The organism is Paenibacillus foliorum, assembly GCF_013141765.1.
Lineage (GTDB): Bacteria > Bacillota > Bacilli > Paenibacillales > NBRC-103111 > Paenibacillus_S > Paenibacillus_S foliorum.
Genome location: NZ_WHOD01000010.1, coordinates 1 through 2,760, shown reverse-complemented (window position 1 = coordinate 2,760; position 2,760 = coordinate 1). Strand labels below are relative to the sequence as shown.

Genomic DNA, 2,760 nt, shown 5'->3' with positions numbered 1-2,760 from the left:
AAACGATAGTTTAAATGGACGTACACAGGAAGTCACTGCTTCCTGTGTACGTTCATTTTTTGTATAGTTTAGCCAAGGATCATTTTTTTCCTTTAAAATGTTTAAATTACCAACAAAAGGATGTTTCGTTTTTCTTGACAAACACAACATAAGTACTAGCTTTATGCAATAAAAGAAGCTCCGGATAAGTTTCCAGAGCTTCTTGATAAATTAAAGCGATTTGGTTACATTTATTCAACGGGCAGGTTAGTTCAATGATATAGTATTATTGTAAAGAGCACGAAAGACGGTCCGAATAAATTACATTTATTTAATTACGAAACACGTTTCTTAGAGCAACTTCCTATACTTAGGGCAGGTGATTTCGTTGAAGGTACAAGAATATAAATTGATTCGAAATGAGAAGTCACCAACGTATCAACTTATAATTAATAATGAATTGATTGCTAACCGCTTTTTAGAAGTAGATTTAAAAGGGACTTTTATGCAACTTGATGTATGTGAGATGTGTGATTCTCAAGGATGTTCCGATATGGGATATATTGAAATTTTAGAAGAGGCAAACACAATTATCTGGAAAGAGCCTTTAAATACCCATATCGACGTAGAGTATTGGCAATACCAAGCTGCTTCAGGTCTTAGGGTAGGAACCATATTTTGGAGCATTGAAGATTTTAAGAATTTATGCAATATCACGAATAATTCATGGGAACGTAATGTAGTATCCCATAAAGGAATTAGCGTTGAGGATGCATATGATTTATGGAGAATATATGGTTCAAAGTGTTTTATGCCAAATTACCATTATTCTTATCAATTGGATATTATCGAGGACAATATACTCGGTATGTATGCCATAGACTTCAGTGAAGATGAATGTACAGAGTTATATAAATCACTTAAAAATAAGTGGAATACATATAGTAAAGTTGAATTACTTAGAGTATCGAATGATATGAGGAAGGTAACTTTCATGTTTGACACACCTATTTATAGAGAATGGGATTTTATATATTATGTTGAAGGAAAGTTTTTTTATGCAATTGGTGATGATTACCTTGTAAGCTGTTCATAGAATTATATCTGAATCCTTACCTAAAATAGAAAAAAGTTCAAGAAAATAATTGAGCAAACGTTATTAACCTAACGAGGAACGTTAGTTCAACCATGAATAGGCTGCCGACGCGATCGGCAGCCTATTCAACGATCGGGCAGGATAGCGTAATCACTTCGCGAATACCTTAGGTATGACGGATTTACGAAGTTCGCAAAAAAGCAATACCCTAAATAAAAACTAATGGGAGGAGAAAAGATGAAGTTTTGCATGAAATTCGGAGATACAAATTTTATTGGTTTAGTAAACGCTTCAGAATATAAATCTTTTGTGAATGAAGATTGGCAACTAGGTATGTTACTAAATCATTTTTCAGATGAGATGAGAAATGGAAATATATTGGTGTTTGAGATGACGAATCGAGGAGTGCAGCACTCATGGAATATTGAAATACAAATAGGTAAAACGGACCGAGACAATAAATATTTTAGAAGTGCTGACGGTTACATAAAGGTTACTAATAATAAGTTATATATCATTGATTACGATTGTTTAACGATATCAGCACAATTTGAAGATGAATCAGTACCAGACAAAAACTGTTCAAAAAACGAAATAGATCTGAATAACGGAATATATAAAGTGGTTTTTGATCAATTTTATAATGCAGATAGTCGTGAATTCACTGGTAAAAGCGATATAGATATTCTAATTACATTAATTGAAGTATCAAATTTTGAAGTAATCACTGATAGAGTATTTTGGTGCACATATTATTAGGATTCCTAGATTATTTAGAGTAGAGGGTACTGCGTATAACACCACATTCACGCTGCGGGACCATTCGGCAGAGTTCATTACGCTAACGGAGAACGTTAGTTATAAAGTGAGCAGATTGCCGCGGGCCGGAAACTGCTCCTTTTTTCTTGAACGGACAGGATTGTGTAAAGCCAACATCGAAAAGATGCGAAGTGCGTCTATTCATTTGATTGCAATAAAAAGGGGGGGATTCGCTTGGAATGGAGCTTAGAGGATGTAGAAAAAACGAGTCTATTGAACCCGAATACTTTTTTCATCCCAAGTCAAAAAGAACGGCAAAAGCAAAAGAAAGGCGATTTAGTCAGATTGCACTTTGTTCTAAATCGCCCTTCCGAGAATGATCCTCGCGCGGAAAGAATGTGGGTGGAAATTACCGAGAAGAAGTTATTTAGTCACAAATATATCGGGATTCTAACAAACCAACCAACATACATTAACTCATTACATGCTGGCGATAAAATCCAGTTTGAGCCAAAGCATATTGCCAGAATCATAATCCCAAAAGGCGATCCACGTTGGTTGGATATTGGTGAAAAAATGGCTCTGGTCTCTAATATGTGCTTGGAAGAAGGTGCTTGCGTTCGGTGGCTCTATCGCGAAACTCCCGACCGAGAGGAAGATAGCGGTTGGAGGTTGTTCGAAGGCACCGAAACCGACGAGTACAATAGTGATTCTTCAAACATAAGAATCGTAAACATATACTCATTATTAGATAAGGATCCTAGCCTAATAACACCTCTAAGAGGCGCGCCCGGAATTGCTTTCGAAAGAGAAAACATCAATAGTCGATGGATTGAAGTAAAGGACTGGATGGGATTATAATATGGCGTTAAACTAACGAGGAACTATAGTTGAGGATCTGCAGCTGAGCAGTTCCTCTTTTCTTT

Annotated in this window: 3 protein-coding genes; all 3 read left to right on the top strand. The window is 35.9% G+C overall.

The genetic code is table 11. From position 1 onward, the window contains the following. The first annotated feature begins 367 nt into the window (after positions 1 to 367). The 3 genes from GC093_RS02675 (at position 368) to GC093_RS02665 (ending at position 2,695) form a co-directional block, all read left to right on the top strand. The gene (locus tag GC093_RS02675; protein WP_171650313.1) at positions 368 to 1,075 is read left to right on the top strand and encodes a hypothetical protein; all 708 of its coding nucleotides are present in this window, start codon (positions 368 to 370) and stop codon (positions 1,073 to 1,075) included. Between the two features lie 237 nt (positions 1,076 to 1,312). After that, positions 1,313 to 1,834, top strand: coding sequence for a hypothetical protein (locus tag GC093_RS02670; protein WP_246313305.1), 522 nt, complete (start codon positions 1,313 to 1,315; stop codon positions 1,832 to 1,834). Positions 1,835 to 2,068: 234 nt separating this feature from the next. Continuing rightward, positions 2,069 to 2,695 carry an immunity protein Imm33 domain-containing protein gene (locus tag GC093_RS02665; RefSeq protein ID WP_171650312.1) on the top strand — a complete coding sequence of 209 codons (627 nt, stop codon included), beginning with the start codon at positions 2,069 to 2,071 and terminating at the stop codon, positions 2,693 to 2,695. Positions 2,696 to 2,760 lie beyond the last annotated feature (65 nt).